Source organism: Flavobacterium flevense, from assembly GCF_900142775.1.
Classification (GTDB): domain Bacteria; phylum Bacteroidota; class Bacteroidia; order Flavobacteriales; family Flavobacteriaceae; genus Flavobacterium; species Flavobacterium flevense.
In genome coordinates this window covers 33,682-52,479 of record NZ_FRCC01000003.1, presented here as the reverse complement: position 1 = coordinate 52,479, position 18,798 = coordinate 33,682, and the positions used below count along the sequence as shown (strand labels likewise).

The window sequence follows — 18,798 nt, the reverse complement described above, 5'->3', positions numbered from 1 at the left end:
TTGTTTAAATATTGGTAAATTGCCATTCAATAATTACAACTAACTATGCAGGATAAGATCAATTTAAAGGCTTTTAAGGAATTTGTTCAATCAAGTAATTTCGGAGGGTTCCTCCTTTTTTTATGCGTAATAGTTTCATTAGTAATTGCAAATTCATCTCTTGCTGTTCCTTTACAAAAGATATTAGAAACCAAATTAGGTTTTGAAAATGAAGCCGTACACCTGAATTATTCCGTAAGCATGTGGATTAATGACGGATTAATGGCAATCTTCTTTTTATTAGTAGGTTTAGAAATCAAGAGAGAAATTATAGAAGGAGAACTTTCTTCGCCTAAAAAAGCCATTTTACCCATTATAGCTGCCGTTGGAGGAGCTATTGTGCCTGCCTTAATTTATTCGTATTTTAACTCCGGGATGGAGACCGTTTCGGGTTGGGGTATCCCTATGGCAACTGATATCGCTTTTGCATTAGCCGTAATTTCGCTGCTGGACAAAAGAGTGCCTGCCAGTTTAAAAATATTTTTGGCCGCTTTAGCTATTGTGGATGATCTGATTGCTATTTTAGTAATTGCTGTTTTTTATTCATCAGGAATTGAACTCACGTATTTAGCCTATGCAGGAATCGGAATGGTACTTTTGATTGCAATGAACAGATTGAATGTCATGAATCCGTATTTGTATTTGATACCGGGAATTTTTATTTGGTACTTTGTACATCATTCGGGAATTCATGCCACAATTGCGGGAGTATTGGTAGCAATGACATTACCTACAAATGAAACAAATGTAGCATCACCCTTAGAAAGATTAGAGCATGCACTTGTAAAACCAGTCAACTTTTTTATCATTCCGCTTTTTGCTTTTGCCAATACTAATATTACCATACAGAACGAAATGATAGAAGGATTAACTTCACCGTTAGGCTTAGGTATTTCGATGGGATTGATTTTTGGTAAACCTATCGGAATCGTTACTACTTCCTTTATCTGTTCGAAATTAAAGATTGGGCAGTTACCCGCTCACAGTACGTTGATTCACATGACCGGTCTGGGATTGTTAGCAGGAATAGGCTTTACCATGTCTATTTTTATATCGATGTTGTCATTTAACAATCAGCTATTTATTGAAGAGGCCAAATTATCGATACTGATTACCTCTTTAATAGCGGGTATTTTAGGTTATCTTATTTTGAAAATTTCGTCCAAAAGCAAAAATACAATCGATGTATAATTAACTCTTTCAAGCAGAATAATGTCCTTGAAATTGCATTTTTAAAAAAAGCAAAAACCTCCATTTAGCAATTACTGCCCGTCTGATTCTGTCTTATATTATTCGGAATCGGATGATTTTCCACGCCGTTAATTCCCGATACACTTTTGCGGAAGCGCCACAAATTTTGAAACTATTTTCCATTGTTTTGTAAAATGAAACGCTGATTAAATTCCGAACTTACTTTGTAAATAAATGCTACAACTAATTTTATCCAATATTAACTAAAACAGCATATTATGAACAAATTATTTAGAGCTCTGTTAGCAGGTTACGGTGCGAAAAAATTAGGTGGAGGCTGTTTTAGCACCATCTTAATTTTTATACTCATCTGGGTGTTATTAGGGCAATGCAGCCATTAAACGATTCTTTGTGATTTCGTTTAAAACAAAAAAACAACAATTAAAATACCGTATTATGGAAGAGAAAAAGACACCATCAAAGCAAACAAACAGTAATCAGGATGCTGAAGCAAAAGATTTAAAACTGCGTAAAGAAATAGATGTAGATACTGACGGAAACAAAATCGTAGTGGACAGAGCCCGGGAGGAAGATGTAAAAGATGAAAGTATTCTGAGCGAAACAAACCCGGAAAACCCGAATATCAACCGTGGGGTAACTACCGAAAAAGAAGCGATGAAAACGGTAGAAAACAAAGACCTGAATTCAGACATTACCCCTAACCGATATCCCAATTCAAACCCTGAAAGTCACAAAAATCGTGGAAATACAAACTCCGATGAATAGTCGCGCAGTGGAGTGTTAATTTAGTTTCAAATTCAATAAAAATCATTAGTTTCGTACTCTTATTTTAAAAAACAATTACAATGGCATCAGGATTTTTCGCATTATTAGATGATATCGCAGCACTTATGGATGATGTTTCAATAATGAGTAAGGTGGCGGCAAAAAAAACAGCCGGTATTTTAGGAGATGATTTAGCGGTTAATGCCGAAAAAGCTTCGGGATTTGTTTCTTCCAGAGAATTACCCGTTTTATGGGCAATAGGCAAAGGTTCCTTGCTCAACAAGGTCATCATTCTACCTATCGCTTTTCTTTTAAGTGCCTTTTTTCCTTTGGCAATTACCGTAATATTAATACTTGGCGGACTTTTTCTGGCGTATGAAGGAGCCGAAAAAATACACGAATTCTTCTTTCATAAACATAAAGAAACTCCTGCCCTATTACAAGAAGTGACCGAAGCTGAAATTTTAGCGTTGGAAAAAAGCAAAATCAAATCGGCCATTGTAACCGATTTTATTCTGTCAGTAGAAATTGTGATTATTGCACTGGGTACTGTACTAAACGAACCACTTTTAACACAGATTTTAGTAGTTTCATTAATTGCAATAATAGCCACAGTGGGCGTTTACGGAATTGTAGCGGTAATTGTAAGAATGGATGAACTGGGTTATAAATTAATCCAGAAAGGCAGCAAAGAAGGTGGTTTTTTAAAAACAGTTGGAAAACTATTGGTACAGGCATTACCTAAAATCATTAAAAGCTTGTCTGTTATTGGTACCATTGCATTGCTACTGGTTGCCGGTGGTATCTTTGTACACAATATCGACTTTTTTCATCATTTATTCCCTGATTTACCTGCTATCGTAAAAGAATTTAGCTTTGGACTCCTGATTGGGTTTGTTGTTTTAGGAATCGTAAATCTTATTAAAATGATACTGGGTAAAAAAACCACAACCTCGCATTAACAGGCGATCACAATTATTCTTTTTCAGGAGCAGTTGTAAATATTTTTATATCTTAAAATCAAAAATCAAATTACCATACAGGTACATATTCCTTATTTAGATTGTTGTTTTTGAACCTCAAAGCAATCACACACAAAGCATTATAAATAACCGAACTTTTTAATTAAAAAATTAGCGGTTAGACAATAGCATTTATAAGTAAAAAATCTTATTTTAGTCCAGGCAGTTCTCGTTTTGAAAGTCTTTTTGCAGAGTTTCTATAAGCAAAAAGTACTAAAAATTGCTACATGCTTTCCGTTGTAAACAACATTCATAAAGATATAGGAATATGAGATTAGAAGATTTTGACAATGATGAAGAAAAAATAATCCAGGACAGGTTAAAACAAAAAACATGGAATGAAATTCGTACCAATGACAGTTGGGCTATTTTTAAAATCATGTCGGAGTTTGTTAATGGTTATGAAAACATGGGACGCATTGGTCCCTGTGTCTCTATTTTTGGATCTGCACGTACTAAATCTGATAATAAATACTACCAGCTTGCCGAAAAAATTGCTTTTAAAATCAGTAAGGCCGGTTATGGTGTTATTACAGGCGGAGGTCCCGGAATCATGGAAGCCGGAAACAAAGGAGCACATTTAGGAGGCGGAACTTCGGTGGGTTTAAATATTGAACTGCCTTTTGAACAGCATTTTAACCCGTATATTGACCACGATAAAAACCTGAATTTTGATTACTTTTTTGTCAGAAAAGTGATGTTTGTAAAATATTCACAAGGTTTTGTGGTAATGCCCGGAGGTTTTGGAACGCTCGATGAAATGTTTGAAGCGATAACGTTGATTCAGACGAAAAAAATTGCCCGTTTTCCAATTATTTTAGTAGGAACTACCTATTGGTCCGGTTTAATAGACTGGATAAAAACGGTATTAATTGAGCAGGAAGAAACAATAAGTCCTGATGATTTAAAATTAATTAAGATTGTAGATACTGAAGATGAAGTTGTTGAAGTTTTAGACAATTTCTACAAGAAATATACCTTGAAACCTAATTTTTAAAAAGCTGTTTTTTACAGCTTTTTTTTGTTTAATCTACTTATATAAAACAAAAAAAATGTATCTTGAAAAACTATTAAAACCTTTAAGACCCCTTGAATATAATTTTCAAATTTTTGCTTGCTTGTGTTGTGTTTTTTGCCTGTGCCAATAATGGACTGGCACAAAACCACAACCGCCTGTTAGTAGAAATAGATGCAGAAATGCACAGCTTGAATATTACTCAGGAACTGGAATATTATAATGCCTCCTCAGACAGCCTTTCGGAAATTGTATTAAATGACTGGAATAATGCTTATGCTGATGTAAAAACACCATTGGCCAATCATTTTTCAGATGAATTCTATCGCGGATTTCATTTGGCAAAAGAAGAAGAACGCGGAAAAACTTCGAACATTGCCATTACTAACCAAGAGCAATTACCGTTAACGTGGAAAAGACCAAAAAATGATCCCGATATTGTTGTAGTAAAATTATTAAATAAGCTGGCGCCAAATAAAAAAATCAACCTCAGACTCAATTATACTGTAAAAATTCCAAGTAGTAAGTTTACTAAATTTGGCTATGATGATTTGGGAAATATGAATTTAAAATCCTGGTTCCTTACCCCTGCCCGATATGAAAATCATGCTTTTGTAATATACAATAATGAAAATCTGGACGATATTGCTAATGCAATCACTGATTTTGATATAGAACTGAAACTTGCAAAAGGTTTTACAATTACTACTGACTTAAATACAACCGAAGAAATTAGAAACAACGATTACACTGTATATAAATTAAGCGGAAAAAACAGAGTTGATTTTGATCTTTTTATAGAACCTAAATCCAGTTTTACAAATTTTAAAAGCGAGCGTTTTGAAGTAATTACCAATTTAGATGGTGACAAAGTAACTCCTGAAGACCAGGCAAAAGCTATTGATAACGTTGTGCGGTTTGTAAAAAATAATATAGGTGATTATCCTTTTGAAAAAATTTTAGTTTCACAGACCGATTATGAAAGAAATCCTTTTTACGGACTCAACCAATTGCCTTCTATCATCAGGCCTTTTACGGATGAATTTACGTATGAGTTAAAATTCTTAAAAACCTATCTTAATGTTTTTCTCAATAACAGTCTTTTTATTAATAATCGAAAAGAAAGCTGGATACATAACGGAATTCAGGTGTTTATCATGATGAAATACATTGAAGAAAATTACCCGGATACTAAAATGCTGGGGAAAGCAGCTTCGTTTAGATTATTAAAAAGCTACAACCTGACCAACCTTGATTTTAACGAACAGTACAGCTATTTTTATATGCTCATGGCGCGAAAAAATCTTGATCAGGAACTGGGAACTCCCAAAAACAATCTGATAAAATTTAACGAACAAATTGCCAGTAAATATCGGGCCGGTCTAAGTTTACGCTTTTTAGAAAATTACAGCGAAAACAACGCTGTAAGCAAAAGTATTCGTGCGTTTTATACCGTAAACAAAGCAAAACAAACCTCAGAATCTGATTTTGAAAACCTGCTGAAGCAACAAACAGCTAAAGAAATTGACTGGTTTTTTAAAACAATAATCCATTCCAGGGATTTAATAGATTATAAATTCAATAAGGTTACGAAGACCACCGACAGCATTTATTTTTCGTTAAAAAATAAGACCCATATCAATGTTCCGGTACCTGTTTATGGTATAAAAAACGGAGAAATTGTATTTAAAAAATGGTTGGAACCAGCTGAAAATGATAGTATTTACAGCGTAAAAAGAAATGATGCCAACAAAATTGTACTAAATTATAAAAACGAAGTTCCGGAATACAACCTAAGAAACAACTGGAAATCATTAAAATCCTTTTTTCCTAATAACCGCCCTATAAAATTTGTCTTTATGAAGGATTTAGAAGATCCTTTTTACAATCAGGTTTTGTATGTTCCTACTTTAGAATACAATCTTTATGACGGCTTGATTCCCGGAATACGACTGCATAACAAAACCATTTTAGACAAACCTTTTACCTTTGATATAAATCCGGCATATTCCACTAATACAAGTACTTTTTCCGGTGCAGGCTCTTTTACAATTAATCAAAATTACCGCAACAGCAACTTGTACAATGTGAAATATTCCTTATCGGGATCTTATTTTCATTATGCCCCTGATGCTGCTTACAGTAAATTCAATCCTAATGTACAAATCCGGATTCGGGAAGACGACTTTAGAGACAATCGAAAACAATTAATTTATTTACGTCAGGTGATGGTTAACAGGGAGAAAAGTGCCCTTATTCCTAATGATAATTCAAGTGAAAACTATTCGGTATTTAATGCCAAATATTTCAATACCAAAACAGAAGTAACGGAACATTTTAATTTTGTAAGCGATGTGCAACTGTCAGGTAAATTTGGAAAATTAGCTGCTGAATTAGAATATCGAAAACTCTTTGAAAATAACCGTCAGCTTAGTTTACGGTTTTATACAGGGACTTTTTTGTACAATAACAGTAATTCTAATTTCTTTAATTTTGCCTTAGACAGACCTACGGATTATCTTTTTGATTATGGTTATTATGGACGTTCTGAAAACAGCGGATTTTTTAGTCAACAATTAATTATTGCCGAAGGCGGTTTTAAGTCAAAACTCGATACCGCATTTGCAAATCAATGGATTACAACCGTAAATGCAGGATATACCATCTGGAACTGGGTGGAAATGTATGGCGATATTGGTGTGTTGAAAAACAGAAATAAAAATCCGGAATTTGCTTTTGACAGCGGTATCCGACTGAACTTAGTAACCGATTATTTTGAACTCTACTTACCTGTTTATTCTACTAACGGATGGGAAATAGGACAGAAAAATTACAATGAAAAAATACGATTTATTATCACTTTTTCACCAAAAATTTTAGTCAACCTATTTAATCGAAAATGGTTTTAAACAAATAACCCCAAAGACATAATTACATTATTCACAAATAATAAGCCAGTAAAATGTTGATATTGAAAAAATATTTGTTTAACACTAAATAAAAATACCGAATTACAAATAGTTTTTCTATAATTGAATTATGATAATAGCCAGTTTTTAAGTAAATTTGCCGATGAATTATAATCTTTCAATTATGATAAAAGAAAAAAGCAATACGACATTGACATTTGAGGATTTCAAGACGGAAGTATTGAACGATTATAAGATAGCAGCAACAAGTCGGGAATGCAGTCTCTTAGGACGCAGAGAAGTATTGACAGGTAAAGCGAAGTTTGGGATTTTTGGAGATGGAAAAGAGGTTCCGCAGATAGCGATGGCGAAGTTTTTTAAAAACGGAGATTTTCGCTCCGGTTATTACCGTGATCAGACTTTTATGATGGCTATTGGCGAATTAACGCTTGCTAATTTTTTTGCCGGATTATATGGAAACACTGATATTAAACAAGAACCCATGTCAGCCGGAAGGCAGATGGGAGGACATTTTGTTACACATAGTTTAAACGAAGACGGAAGCTGGAAAAACTTAACTAAGCAAAAAAATTCCAGCTCAGACATCTCACCTACCGCAGCTCAAATGCCGCGTTTATTAGGTTTAGCACAAGCTTCGAAATTTTATAGAGAAGTTACCAATATCCCCAATCAGAAAAATTTTTCATACCAGGGAAATGAAATTGCCTGGGGAACCATAGGAAATGCGAGCACTTCTGAAGGTGTTTTTTTTGAAACCATAAATGCAGCAGGAGTATTACAAGTTCCAATGCTAATTAGTATTTGGGATGACGAATACGGAATTTCAGTACATGCCAGACATCAAACCACAAAAGAAAATATCTCTGAAATATTATCCGGTTTTCAACGTGAGGGTGACAGTAACGGAATCGAAATTTTTACGGTTAAAGGCTGGGATTATTCGGATTTAATAACTACTTACGAAAAAGCATCCAAAATTGCCCGTGAAAAACACATACCGGTTTTAGTTCATGTACAAGAACTAACACAGCCTCAGGGACACTCCAGTTCAGGATCCCATGAAAGATATAAAAACACAGAAAGACTTAACTGGGAAAAAGAATTTGACTGCCTCAGACAAATGCGTTTGTGGATGATAGCCATTAACATTGCTTCGGCAGAAGAGTTAAATGAAATTGATGCCGAGATTAAAAAAGAGGTTCTGGAAGCTAAAAAAGCAGCCTGGAATTCCTTTATTGCTCCAATTATCGCTGAAAAAAATGAACTTGTCAGCTTATTGGAAAAAATTGCTGTAACAAGTAAAAACAAAGAGCAGATTCTAAAACTTTCGAATGCTCTGAAAAACATAAAAGATCCGTTAAAAAAGGAAATATTAGTTACTGCGAGAAAAACACTTCGTTTGTTAGTAAATGAAGCCGGAGGAACTCAATTATCACTTTGGATACAGAAATACACCCAAAAAACACAGGCGATTTTCAGCAATAATTTGTATTCAGAATCAAAAAACAATGTGTTTTCTGTAAAAGAAGTTCCGGCTATTTATCCCGAAAATGCCCGAAAAGACACTGACGGAAGAATGATTATCCGCGATAACTTTGATGCTTTATTTGCTAAATATCCTGAGGTACTCATTTTTGGTGAAGATTCCGGAAATATAGGTGATGTCAATCAGGGACTCGAAGGAATGCAGGAGAAATATGGAGAAACGCGCGTTGCCGATGTGGGTATTCGTGAAGCGACCATAATAGGACAAGGAATAGGACTTGCTTTAAGAGGACTCCGCCCTATCGCCGAAATTCAGTATTTAGATTATTTGCTGTATGCCATTCAGATTTTAAGTGACGATTTAGCTTCCTTACAATACAGAACAGTAGGAAAGCAAAAAGCACCACTAATCATCAGAACGCGTGGTCATCGATTAGAAGGCATCTGGCATTCCGGTTCTCCTATGGGGATGATCATAAACGCCATTAGAGGAATTCATGTTTTAGTTCCCCGAAATATGACTAAGGCAGCCGGTTTTTACAATACTTTATTAGAATGTGACGAACCTGCATTAGTAGTGGAATGTTTAAACGGATACCGACTGAAAGAAAAAATGCCTTTGAATTATGGTGAATTCAAAACACCTATCGGGGTTGTTGAAACGATTAAAGAAGGAACTGATATTACACTTGTATCTTATGGCTCCACCCTGAGGTTAGTAGAACAAGCGGCTAAAGAACTCTCAGAAATAGGGATTGACTGCGAAATAATTGATGTTCAGTCTTTGCTTCCATTTGATATTAATCATGACATTGCTAAAAGTGTCCAAAAAACAAATCGTCTTCTTGTGATTGATGAAGATGTACCGGGCGGAGCTTCTGCTTTTATTTTGCAACAAATTATAGAAAATCAGGATGCCTTTAAATTCTTAGACAGCAAACCACAAACTTTATCTGCTAAGGAGCACCGTCCTTCATACGGCACGGATGGTGATTACTTTTCTAAACCATCTATAGAAGATATTTATGAAAAAGTATACAGCATTATTTCTGAAGTTAATCCTTCTCAATATCCGGATTTATACTAGAAAAATAATAACTATAAAAAAAAAGCTTCGATTTTCATCGAAGCTTTTTTTGCTTTATTTCTTTATTACTAATCGGAAACCTTCTCCGTGGATGTTTAGAATTTCTACATTTTCATCCAGTTTTAGATACTTTCTCAGTTTAGCAATGTAAACGTCCATACTTCTTGAAGTAAAATAGTTATCGTCTCTCCAGATTTTAGTCAGTGCTAATTCTCTTGGCATTAAATCATTCTCATGAAGAATTAACATTTTTAATAATTCATTTTCTTTAGGAGACAATTTTACCGGTTCTTGACCATTAAAACTTAAAAAACGTAATTTGGAATTCAGATGAAATTTACCAATTGTAAATTCAAAAGGAACTTGTTCTGCTTTTACATCAGAAGCTTTTCTTTGAATAATAGCTTTAATTTTCATCAATAAAACTTCAGAATCAAATGGTTTGTTTAAATAATCATCTGCTCCGGCTTTATATCCTTTTAAAACATCCTCTTTCATAGATTTAGCAGTAAGAAAGATAATAGGCACTTCGGCATTTTTCTCTCTTATTTCTTTAGCTAATGTATAACCGTCTTTGTACGGCATCATTACATCTAAAATGCATAAATCATAAGAATCTTTTTTAAATTTTTCAAAACCTTCCATTCCATTTTTTGCCAGAGTGACATCAAAGTCATTCAGCATTAAATAATCTTTAAGAACAGCTCCAAAATTTAAGTCGTCTTCTACTAAAAGAATTTTTTTATTTATATTTTCCATATTCTAGTTTATTAGAGGTAATTTTATAATGAAGGTACTTCCTTTTCCCTTTTCGCTTTCTACGTAAACTTGTCCGTTATGATCTTCAACAATTCTTTTTACATAAGATAAACCAAGACCATGGCCTTTAACATTATGTAAATCGCCGGTGTGCTCTCGGTAAAATTTCTCAAAAACTCTTTTTTGAGCCACTTTACTCATTCCTAATCCCTGATCTTTTACTTTTATGAGAATCATATCTTTAATGTTCTCCGTGTAAATATCAATCTTAGGTGTTTCAGGCGAATATTTAATCGCATTTTCTAAAATATTGACAATAACATTTGTAAAATGCACTTCGTTAATCAAAACGGTGGTTCTTGCTGCTTCAAAATGATTATTAATTTCGCCTTGTCTGTCCTGTAAAATCAAATTGACATGTTCAATGGCGTCATAAATCACTTCCTCGACATTACTTGAACCTTTTTCTATATCTAACTCTTTCTTTTCTAATTTTGAAATCCGCAATACATTCTCAACCTGAGCATGCATTCGCTTATTTTCATCTCTGATCATTTGCAAATATCTGAAGACTTTTTCCTTGTCTTCAATTATTTTAGGGTTTTTTATAGCATCTAATGCCAAATTGATGGTGGCTATAGGCGTTTTAAACTCATGCGTCATATTGTTTATAAAATCGGTCTTAATCTCAGATATCTGACGCTGACGGATTAACTGATTTAAAGCACTTGAATAAGCAACTAAAATAATCAATGTAAATACTATTGATAAAATGGTAATACTTACTAATTCAGATAAAAGAAATTTCTTTTTATTGGGAAATGTCACCCATAATTTATATTTCTCATTTCCTTCATTATCAGCAAGAATAGGAACTGAATAAGTAGCATCTTCATCAATACTAAACCCTTCTGATTTTATTTTTGTCTGCGATCCTTTATTAAAAATTGCAAATTCAAATTTTGTATTAACACCGTGGTCTACAAGTTCCTTTTTCAAAAGATTTCTTAATTTTTCCTTTGAAATCCTTTCGTCAATAGACAATGTTGATGCGTAATCCTTATATGAAATTTGCAACTGCACTTTATTTAATACATCCAGAGTTCCATCTTTGTAATCCTTCAAATCCGGCATTACACTTTTATTCAATCCTGAATTATCAATAACATTGTTGCTATTATAAACCTCCGTTAATCTTTTAGAACTAAAACTTTTAAACCCGTCATTTTTTTTATTAAATAATGACCCGTTAAAATCATATTTTTCAGATGTAATACTGTTTTTATAAATAATAGTTTTATTTGTTTTTGTATTTCTCTGAACAAATAAAATTTCGAATAAATCACTCTTTTCAGGAATTTTACCTGCGCTGTCTTTTATACGATTAATTTTTTCATAAAAACTATATTCTTCTTGTTTCTCAAGCTTATCTGCTACATTATCAATCACCTGAGTAACATGATATTTAAATTGTTCATCATTATTTTTAAATGATGTATTAAACCAATATACCTGAACAAGTATAATCCCGATAAGAGACAAACTCATCAATAAAACCAAAAATTTAAAAAACAATTTATTCATCAAAACAAAATTAACATTTTAACACTATGGTTAATAATGTATTAACCAAACATTAACATCTCCCCTTCTTATTGCTTAATCTACAAAATTTTAAGAATTTTATTGATTTCTGACTTAGCTAAGTCAATATCAATATTTTCAATTACAAAATCACTTTTGGAAACACGCTGATCATCTGTCCATTGTGCATTAATCCTTTTCATTACTTGTTCTCTTTCTGTATCATCCCTTTGTAAAACCCGTGAAACTCTTACCTCCAAAGGAGCAGTAATAGTAATCACGTAATCAAAATCTTTATAACTGCCACTTTCAAATAAAATAGCCGATTCATATACTAAAAAAGGAGCATCTGTATGTTCTGCAAGCCATTTTTTATAATCTTTCCTTACTGCGGGATGTACAATGGCATTTAGTTCTTTCAGCCTATCCGGATTATTGAAAACAATTTCTGCTAATCTGGCGCGGTTTAATTGGTTTTCTTTAACAATATCCGAGCCAAACTTTTGCTGTATTGCTTTAATAATTTCCTGCTGCTGCATTACTTTTTTACCGGCATCATCAGCTATATAAACAGGAATGCCTAAAGATGCCAGATAATTTGCAATAGTTGTCTTCCCGCTTCCAATCCCTCCTGTTAAACCAATACTCTTTTGCATACTTTATACTTTGAAAAACAAATCAGGAAAAGCTTCTTCTGGTTTTTTCTTCAGAATAATTATTTTAATGTAAGATTCTAAAAAACCCATTCCATATCCCAGAAACTGTTTCCAGACTGCTGTTACGGAGAGATACCCTATTTTAATACTTTTATTTTGATAAGTTGAAACTAAAAATATGATGAAAAAATATACACAATACAACTTAGCCAACAAATCATAAGTAAAAATCAACAACGCTACCGAAAGCGCCAGACCAATAATAAATACTGTTGGAAAAAAGAACGTCAATTTGTTATATTTAGGATACCAACTGTTTAAAATAGGTCTAGCTTTCCCAAATTTATTTACCTGAATGGAAAACTTATCCCAGTCAATCCTTCTTTTATGATATACGTAAGCTGTTGGAAAAAGTTTTGTTTCAAAACCTAAATTCCATAATCGGATAGATAAATCAGGATCTTCACCCGGATGAATATTTCCAAAACCATTAGAAGCTTCAAATGCTTTACGGGAAATTCCCATATTAAAACTTCGGGGTTGGAATTTATCTATTTTCTCTGATCCACCTCTGATTCCGCCGGTAGTAAGAAAAGAAGTCATTGCAAAATTGATCGCTTTTTGAATATTCGAAAAACTATCCAAAGCTCTGTCAGGACCACCAAAACAGTCCACATAATGCGTTTTTAAAGCTTTATCAACTTCTGTAAGATATTCGACCGGAATAATACAATCAGAATCAAAAATAATAAAGTAATCTCCTTTAGCCATTTTCATTCCATAGTTTCTGGAATCTCCGGGACCTGAATTTTCTTTATAATAATACGAAATCGACAACTTGCTTTGATATTGTTTGACAACATCCTCGCAACGAATTGCAGAACCATCTTCGACAATTACAATTTCAAAATCTTCTTTATAATTTAATTTAGACAAACTTTCTAAAAGTTCATCCACTTCGTCCGGACGATTATATACGGGAATAATCAAAGAAAAATACATATTCTTAAAAGCGGTATTAATTATACAATATAAATGTAATATTTTAACAAAGATAGGCTTTAAACAAGAATGCACCTTCATTTTAAATGTTTTTATACACTTAAAATGAAGGCGCATTTCAATAAATTATTCTTCGTCTTTTTTTTCGAAATAAAATTAGGCGATACTTTCCACCTGAACCATTTCGTCAGCTTCAGCTTTATAATCTACTCCGGCTACATCAAAACCAAATAAATTATAAAAATCTTTTCTGTATCCTTCTAAATCTCCTATTTCGGCTAAATTTTCAGTAGTTGCCTGTTCCCATAATTGAGCTACCTGAGCCTGAATGTCTTCGCGCATTTCCCAGTCATCAATACGGATTCTGCCTTTTTCATCCACAGGAACTTCTCCACCTGTAAACAATCTTTGTTGGTACAAACGTTGAATTTGCTCAATACAACCTTCGTGAACACCTTCTGCTTTCATTATTTTGTACAATAAAGAAATATACAACGGAATTACCGGAATTGCCGAACTCGCCTGAGTAACCAATGCTTTATTAACTGAAACATACGCTTTACCGTTAATATCAGCTAAACTGTCTGAGATTTCAAAAGCTGTAGCTTCCAAATGATCTTTTGCACGACCAATAGTTCCTTTTCTGTAAACTGCCTCAGTAACTGATGGCCCAATATAAGAATAAGCAACAGTTGTAGCTCCCGGAGCCAATAAATTCTCTGCTTTTAAAGCATCAATCCACATAGCCCAGTCTTCACCTCCCATTACTGCAATTGTGTTTTCGATATCGTCACCACTGCATGGCTCGATAGAAACTTCAGAAACTTTTCCGGTATGAAAATCTACTGTTTTATTGGTAAAAGTACTTCCGATAGGTTTTAAAACCGAACGGTGTGTCACTCCTGTATTTGGATTAGTACGAACTGGCGAGGCTAAGCTGTAAATAATCAAATCAACCTGACCTAAATCAGCTTTAATCAAGTCTAAAGTTTCTCTTTTTACCTCGTTCGAAAATGCATCTCCGTTGATACTTTTAGCATACAAACCTGCTTTGTGCGCTTCTTTTTCAAAAGCAGCAGAATTATACCAACCCGGTGAAGCCGTTTTTCCGGCTACTGGTGGTTTTTCAAAAAACACTCCGATTGTTGCTGCATCAGAACCAAAAGCACTTGAAATTCTTGAAGCCAAACCAAAACCTGTAGAAGCACCGATTACCAGTACTTTTTTAGCGCCATCAATAGCTCCTTTGGATTTAACATATTCAATTTGATTTTTGACATTTTGCTCAGCTCCAGCCGGGTGTGCTGTCAGGCAAATAAATCCTCTCATTCTAGGTTCTATGATCATAACGTATCAATATTATATTTTATTTATTTTTTTTAGCGAATAAAACAATGACATGTACCTAAAAGGCTATCATTTTGGAAGGCAAATATAGGGCATTTTTTTAGTTCAACAAGGCTTTTGCATGATTTAGAGCCGAATCAGAAACGATGGTTCCTGATAACATTTGAGCAATTTCTACAACACGTTCTTCATCAGTTAATAACTTTAATTCTGATTGGGTATCCTCGTCAACAATTGATTTGGATACTTTAAAATGTTCATCCCCTTTAGCGGCAATTTGTGGCAAATGGGTAATGGCAAAAATTTGCATTTTCTGACTCATTTCTTTCATGATCTCCCCCATTTTAATAGCAATTTCTCCGGAAACTCCGGTATCAATCTCATCAAAAATTAAAGTTGGTAATTTAGAATATTGTGCTAAAATTGCTTTTACAGCGAGCATAATTCGGGACATTTCCCCTCCGGATGCTACTTTTTTCAGCAATCCGAAATCAGTTCCTTTATTGGCAGAAAACAGAAATTGCAATTCGTCTTTTCCATTAGCAAAATAACTTTCCCCTTGTGTAACTTCAATATTAAAACGCACATTTGGCATTCCCAGAGTAGCCAGAATAGCTATCATTTTCTCAGACAAAACAGGAATCGCCTCAATTCTGTTATCATGAATTGTGGTTGCTAAAGTATCTAATTGAATTCCTTTTTCCTGAATTTGATTATTCAAAAGCGCTATTTCTTCTTCTATATTTCCTAATTCAACAACCTCATTTTCTAATTTGGTCTGAATTTCCAATAATTCATCTACCGTAAGCACCTGATGCTTTTTTTGTAAATTATAAATCAATTGTAACTTTTGATTGGTTTGCTCTAATAGCTCCGGATCAAAAATTATTTTTTCAGAATGGCGATTCATTTCATCTGAAATATCATCAAATTCAATAGCTAGACTGGTAATTCGTTCTAACAACTCCTGATATTCGGAAGAAAATGGAGCAATTTTTTGAATCGAATTTTTAATTTCCTTTAAATTACTCAAAACACCAAACTGCTCTTCATTGGCAATAGCCAGAGATTTATCAATAGCTTCTTTAATAATTTCAACATTATTGAGTTGCTCAAAAACGGTTTCTAATTCTTCCTGTTCTCCTGATTTCAATTGAGCAGCAAGCAATTCGTTCAATAAAAAAGTATGGTATTCCTGTTCTTTATTAGATTCGCTTTGTTTTTTAATCAGCGTGTTTAGTTTAGATTTATCTGCTTTATAATTTTTAAGAAGCATTTGATAATCAGTGATAATCCCTTGATTATCAGCAATAGCGTCTATGATATCAAACTGGACATTTTCATCAGTCAATTCTCTGGTTTGCTGTTGCGAATGAATATCAATCAAAAACAATCCTAAATCCTGAAGTTCCTGAAGATTTACAGGACTATCATTAATAAAAGCACGCGATTTTCCCGAAGGAAGAATTTCTCTTCGAATGATGGTCTCGTTTTCATAATCCAAATCATTAGCTTCAAAAAAAGCAGCTAAATTGTATTTAGAAATATCAAACTGAGCTTCAATAATGCATTTTTCTTCTTTATTTTTAAGCGAAGTTAAATCGGCTCGTTTTCCTAACACCAATCCTAATGCACCTAAAATAATTGATTTTCCCGCACCGGTTTCTCCTGTAATAATCGAAAATCCTTTAGAAAAATCAATAGTTAATTTCTCTATTAAAGCATAGTTTTTTATTGATAGTGCAGTAATCATTAGTTGTAATTATTATGGAGTTGTGGGAGTTAATTTTAAAAAATCAAAAATAACTAATATTTCAACATCGCCCATTTACTGGAGTTCAACGGCGAAAGTTTATTTAAATTATCTACTAGATCAGTAATTGTGATACTGGGTCCACCTGAAAAAACAGAAGTAATTTCATCTGATTTAGCATCAAAAAGTATTCGGGTCAAATAAGCATTTGGCTTTGAATTGTATAATTTATTTAAGGACACTAAAGCGGTTTTTATTTTTTCTTTGGCTGCTTTTTTGTCTGTATTCATAGCATCTAAACCCTGATGATAATCGAATAATGTTTTTCTGATTTCAACATACGTTGGCGAAAGCAAATCATTAATTAAATAATACCGATTTTGATTTCCATCTAATTGGCTCCAGCCTTTATAGCTGCTTTGCTGTGCTACTGTGGCAATAGTTTGTGCGGTTTGATAATGAGAATCACCTGATTTAAATTCGAATGTATCTCTGTCCATCCCCATAATGACATAGGTATAAAATGAAATTACCGAGACTAAATTAGACTGAAAAGAATTGACATTAAATACTAAATTTTCAAATTCCGTGTAGGTAAAACTAAAATCTTTATCATTAATATTCAACACAGGAGATTCATAAGAAGAATCAAAAACCGGACGGGAAGACTGCACCTGAATGGTTGCGGAGAATTGATCAGAACTGTGCGAAAGCAAAGTAATATACATGGAACAATTGATTTTCTCCTGTTGGCGAAATGTTTCAGTTGTCCAGTCGGTTTTGTTTACAAACTCATTTAGAGAGGTCTCCAGCGTTTTATAAATTTGCTGGTTAGGATTTCCCATTTTTTGAGCATTTACTGTTACAGTACAGTTTAACTGTTGCCCATGAACAATGCTAAAGCTTACTAATAAAAGGAAAAGAACTATTTTATTCATAAAAATGAGCTATTACTTTATTTAAAATATCATCGGCAACCGCTTCTTTGGATTTTAATTCCATCGGTTCTATTTTAAAATCTTTATCAATAAAAGTAACTTTGTTGGTCATTTTTTGAAAACCGGCACCTTCATCCTGTAAAGAATTTAAAACAATCAAATCTAAGTTTTTTTTCTGAATTTTTGCCTTTGCATTCTCAATTTCATTTTCGGTTTCTAATGCAAAACCAATTAAAAACTGTTGTTTTTTAGCTTCTCCCAGTGACAGCAGGATATCCTTTGTTTTTTCAAGTTCGATAACAAAATTATCTGTGTTTTTTTTAATTTTTTGTTCAGCAATATTTTTAGGTCTGTAATCAGCAACGGCAGCTGCGGCAATAGCCACATCAACAGCATTGAAATACTGATGACAGGCATCATACATTTCTTGTGCCGAAGTAACTTTTACAACATTTATCAAAGAATGATTCACTGTAAGATGTGTTGGCCCTGTAACTAAAATAACGGAAGCTCCAAGATTAGCAGCACTTTTAGCAATATCAAAGCCCATTTTTCCCGAAGAATGATTGCCTATAAAACGCACGGGATCGATGGCTTCATAAGTAGGACCGGCTGTAATTAATATTTTTTTACCTTTTAGGGGTAATTTGCTTTCTAAATCGGCTTCCAGGAAAGTAATGATATTTTCCGGTTCTGCCATCCTTCCTTCGCCGGACAAACCACTGGCTAACTCGCCACTTTCGGCAGGAATTATAGTATTGCCAAATTGCTCTAAAGCAGTGAAACTTGCAATTGTAGAAGGGTGCTTATACATATCTAAATCCATTGCAGGAGCAAAATAAACAGGACATTTTGCCGATAAATAAGTCGCAATAAGTAGATTGTCACAAGTACCATTTGCCATCTTAGACAAGGTATTTGCGGTAGCAGGAGCAATAATCATCAAATCAGCCCAAAGACCTAATTCAACATGATTGTTCCATTTTTCATCTTCATCATCCTGATTAAAAAAAGTAGAATAAACCGGATTTTTAGATAAGGTAGATAAGGTAAGCGGGGTTACAAAATCCTTAGAAGCAGGTGTCATTATCACTTGGACATGTGCACCTACTTTTATAAAAAGTCGTACTAAAGACGCTGTTTTATAGGCGGCAATTCCGCCAGAAACACCTAGCAAAATTCTTTTACCGCTTAAAACTGACAT

14 protein-coding genes are annotated in these 18,798 nt (G+C 33.6%); 6 read left to right on the top strand and 8 right to left on the bottom strand.

All coding sequences use genetic code 11. The features are described 5' to 3' along the window. The first annotated feature begins 45 nt into the window (after positions 1-45). From nhaA to BUB89_RS06280, 6 genes are all read left to right on the top strand, one after another. On the top strand, positions 46-1,230 hold the full coding sequence (nhaA, locus tag BUB89_RS06305) for a Na+/H+ antiporter NhaA (protein ID WP_073243140.1): 1,185 nt from the start codon (positions 46-48) through the stop codon (positions 1,228-1,230). Positions 1,231-1,686: 456 nt separating this feature from the next. Beyond that, positions 1,687-2,016, top strand: a complete 330-nt coding sequence (locus BUB89_RS06300; RefSeq protein ID WP_073243138.1) for a hypothetical protein — start codon at positions 1,687-1,689, stop codon at positions 2,014-2,016. Between the two features lie 80 nt (positions 2,017-2,096). Beyond that, complete coding sequence (locus BUB89_RS06295; RefSeq protein ID WP_073243135.1) at positions 2,097-2,978, top strand: DUF808 domain-containing protein; 882 nt, start codon at positions 2,097-2,099, stop codon at positions 2,976-2,978. A 328-nt stretch (positions 2,979-3,306) separates the two neighbouring features. Continuing rightward, a complete protein-coding gene (locus BUB89_RS06290) occupies positions 3,307-4,035 on the top strand; it encodes an LOG family protein (RefSeq protein ID WP_073243133.1) in 729 nt (242 codons plus the stop codon). Between the two features lie 92 nt (positions 4,036-4,127). Further along, positions 4,128-6,962 (top strand): gluzincin family metallopeptidase, encoded by a 2,835-nt coding sequence (locus BUB89_RS06285; RefSeq protein ID WP_307723322.1) that lies wholly within the window; start codon positions 4,128-4,130, stop codon positions 6,960-6,962. Between the two features lie 184 nt (positions 6,963-7,146). Continuing rightward, entirely contained in the window at positions 7,147-9,555 is a 2,409-nt protein-coding gene (locus tag BUB89_RS06280; RefSeq protein ID WP_073243131.1) for an alpha-ketoacid dehydrogenase subunit alpha/beta, read from the top strand. Between the two features lie 54 nt (positions 9,556-9,609). Here BUB89_RS06280 and BUB89_RS06275 read toward each other — a convergent pair whose 3' ends face one another. The 8 genes from BUB89_RS06275 to coaBC all read right to left on the bottom strand — a co-directional run bounded on the left by BUB89_RS06275 (position 9,610) and on the right by coaBC (position 18,798). Beyond that, complete coding sequence (locus BUB89_RS06275) at positions 9,610-10,314, bottom strand: response regulator transcription factor (protein ID WP_073243129.1); 705 nt, start codon at positions 10,312-10,314, stop codon at positions 9,610-9,612. A 3-nt stretch (positions 10,315-10,317) separates the two neighbouring features. Next, the gene (locus tag BUB89_RS06270; protein WP_073243127.1) at positions 10,318-11,898 is read right to left on the bottom strand and encodes a sensor histidine kinase; all 1,581 of its coding nucleotides are present in this window, start codon (positions 11,896-11,898) and stop codon (positions 10,318-10,320) included. A gap of 80 nt (positions 11,899-11,978) precedes the next feature. Then, complete coding sequence (coaE, locus tag BUB89_RS06265) at positions 11,979-12,554, bottom strand: dephospho-CoA kinase (protein WP_073243125.1); 576 nt, start codon at positions 12,552-12,554, stop codon at positions 11,979-11,981. A gap of 3 nt (positions 12,555-12,557) precedes the next feature. Continuing rightward, positions 12,558-13,556 (bottom strand): glycosyltransferase family 2 protein, encoded by a 999-nt coding sequence (locus BUB89_RS06260; protein ID WP_073243123.1) that lies wholly within the window; start codon positions 13,554-13,556, stop codon positions 12,558-12,560. A 156-nt stretch (positions 13,557-13,712) separates the two neighbouring features. Further along, the gene (gene fabV, locus BUB89_RS06255; protein ID WP_073243121.1) at positions 13,713-14,903 is read right to left on the bottom strand and encodes an enoyl-ACP reductase FabV; all 1,191 of its coding nucleotides are present in this window, start codon (positions 14,901-14,903) and stop codon (positions 13,713-13,715) included. Positions 14,904-15,003: 100 nt separating this feature from the next. After that, the gene (gene recN / locus BUB89_RS06250) at positions 15,004-16,656 is read right to left on the bottom strand and encodes a DNA repair protein RecN (protein WP_073243119.1); all 1,653 of its coding nucleotides are present in this window, start codon (positions 16,654-16,656) and stop codon (positions 15,004-15,006) included. A 53-nt stretch (positions 16,657-16,709) separates the two neighbouring features. Continuing rightward, on the bottom strand, positions 16,710-17,594 hold the full coding sequence (porD, locus tag BUB89_RS06245; RefSeq protein ID WP_073243117.1) for a type IX secretion system protein PorD: 885 nt from the start codon (positions 17,592-17,594) through the stop codon (positions 16,710-16,712). Further along, entirely contained in the window at positions 17,587-18,798 is a 1,212-nt protein-coding gene (gene coaBC, locus BUB89_RS06240) for a bifunctional phosphopantothenoylcysteine decarboxylase/phosphopantothenate--cysteine ligase CoaBC (RefSeq protein WP_073243115.1), read from the bottom strand. Before coaBC ends, porD begins: the two co-directional genes overlap by 8 nt.